General features: G+C 67.5%; 1 protein-coding gene. It reads right to left on the bottom strand.

Features of this window, described 5'->3' with window-relative positions; translation table 11 throughout:
• Positions 1-114 precede the first annotated feature (114 nt).
• The gene (gene ltrA, locus ABZ807_RS33275) at positions 115-1440 is read right to left on the bottom strand and encodes a group II intron reverse transcriptase/maturase (RefSeq protein ID WP_357167121.1); all 1326 of its coding nucleotides are present in this window, start codon (positions 1438-1440) and stop codon (positions 115-117) included.
• Positions 1441-2183: the final 743 nt, after the last annotated feature.

Consider the following 2183-nt stretch of genomic DNA (forward strand, 5'->3'; position numbering starts at 1 on the left):
TAGAGAGTCGGCCCGGGGCGCGGTTCCGGTGTTGCCACCGGCCCGTTTCCCCGGACCGCTCACCGAACCCGCCGTGCCGATCTCTCGGCAACGGGCTCTCCACGGCGTCTGCCGTCAGGCGGGATTCGCAGGGGGCCATGGGGTAGGGATCTTGTTGCCTCGGTAGGCGTAACGGGAGACCGTCATGCGCTTCTCGATGCTGTAGTACTCGACCCCGTCTGCGGCGATCACCCAGCGGCCGGTGCCTTTGGTCAGGTGACGGCGCAGTTGTCCCCAGTTCCAGCGGTGCCGCGCCCGCAGCATGTGGACCAGTCTCCACCAGGTGAAGGTGTCCAGCTTGCTGAAGGTTCGTTTCGCCACGGCGTGCTTGAAGTAGTTGGCCCATCCGTGCATGATCTGGCCGAGCCTGGTCAGAATCGATGCGAAGTCCTGCTGCGATGTCCTGTGTGTCAGGGCACGGATCTTCGCCTTCAACGACCGGACAGGCCGATCGGCGATGAAGGTGTAGACGTACCACTTGTTCGAACCTCTCTTGCGCTTCCACCGGATGCGGAAGCCGAGGAAGTCGAACCCGTCGCTCATGTGGACCACCTGGGTCTTGGCTGGTGACAGCCGCAGCCCGAGGGTGGCCAGCACGGTGGCGACGTCTTCGCGTAGCGCGTCGGTGTCTTCACGCGAACCACGCACCAAGATCACGAAGTCGTCGGCGTAGCGGACGATCCGCCACGTCGGATGACCCCGGGAGCGCCGGTACGCGCGTTTCCCGCTGGTCGACATCGGCCCGCCCGCCTGCCACGGCGCCATCACATGCTCATCGAGCGCGCTCAGCGCGATGTTGGCCAGCAGCGGGGACAGGATGCCGCCCTGCGGCGTGCCGGTCCAGGTGTCGCCCCAGGTGCCGAGTTCGGTGAGGACCCCGGCCTTGAGGAACGCCTTGACCAGCGCCAGGACGCGTTTGTCCTTGACCCTGGCTCGCACCCGGTCCATCAGGGCCGTATGCGAGATGGAGTCGAAGCACGCCTCGATATCCGCGTCAAGCACCCAGCGGTAGCCGCGGGTGCCGAAGTGGTGGATCTCGGCGACCGCGTCGTGGGCGCGCCGCTTGGGCCGAAACCCGTAGGAGGCCGGCGCGAAGTCGGCCTCGAAGATGGGCTCCAGCACCAGCTTCAGCGCCGCCTGGACCACCCGATCCGCAACAGTGGGTATACCGAGTTTGCGGACCTTGCCGGACCCGCCCGGTTTCGGGATCTTGCGCTCCCGCACCGGCAACGGCCGAAACGAGCCGTCCTTGAGCGCGGCCCGCAGGTCGTCCAGGAACCCGGGCACACCCACCTGTTCCTCGATGTCGGCGACCGTCAGGCCGTCGACACCGGGCGTGCGCGCACCCTGGTTTCCCGCGACCCGCGCGAACGCCATGAGCAGCGTCGCCGGGTCGTACACGAAGTTGACCAGGTCATCGAACCGGCGGCCGGGGTCGGCCACCGCCCAACGATGAAGCTTGGCCTGCATCTCCTGTACCCGCCCGTACGGCCCCAACCCGGGCGTTGCGGTCGGTGCGTCGTTGTTCAACGGCGCGTCTTCAGGCATTGCAGCCTCCTTCCCTTCCCGATACCGCTGCCGCCCTTCCCCATGTGCACGGGCTTTCCCCGGCTCGGAGTACTACGGCGGCTCTGCCCCGTCCCGGACCGGTCGACGGTCGGTGCGCCCAGCCCCACCCAGCCCGCTGGCAGCGAGCGGCAAGGCAAGACCCGGAACGGTTCCCGTGTTCACTGTGGTTCGCTCGTCGAAGGAGGAGCCCGACTATGCCCCTGCGGCATCGCCACGAGTACGCCGCAGTCTTTCCTCGTAGCCTCCTGGGCAGCTCATGCCTACCGCCCCGGGAGTTCCCCGCCCAGCCTCGGACGGGTACGCACCGCTTCCAGCCCATATCCACCAGATTTGAGCTGGCGCCTGATCAAGGGGGTGTCACACGCCGGTTCCTCACGTACTCCTCTCCGACCCGCTTGCCGGACCCGAACCATCTGGTAGTACTGGCCCGTCCCGGCGTTGTCGGGGCTGCTCCCACCCTCACCGGCACCACCCGGGTCAGGCTGCCCCCAGCTCCACCGCCCTGCTGCGACAGGGTCAGCGGCGAAGGTCTCTCACCTCCACTCGAACCACAGCGCCTCACGGCGCACCCACGA

Source organism: Micromonospora sp. NPDC047548, from assembly GCF_040642975.1.
Classification (GTDB): domain Bacteria; phylum Actinomycetota; class Actinomycetes; order Mycobacteriales; family Micromonosporaceae; genus Micromonospora.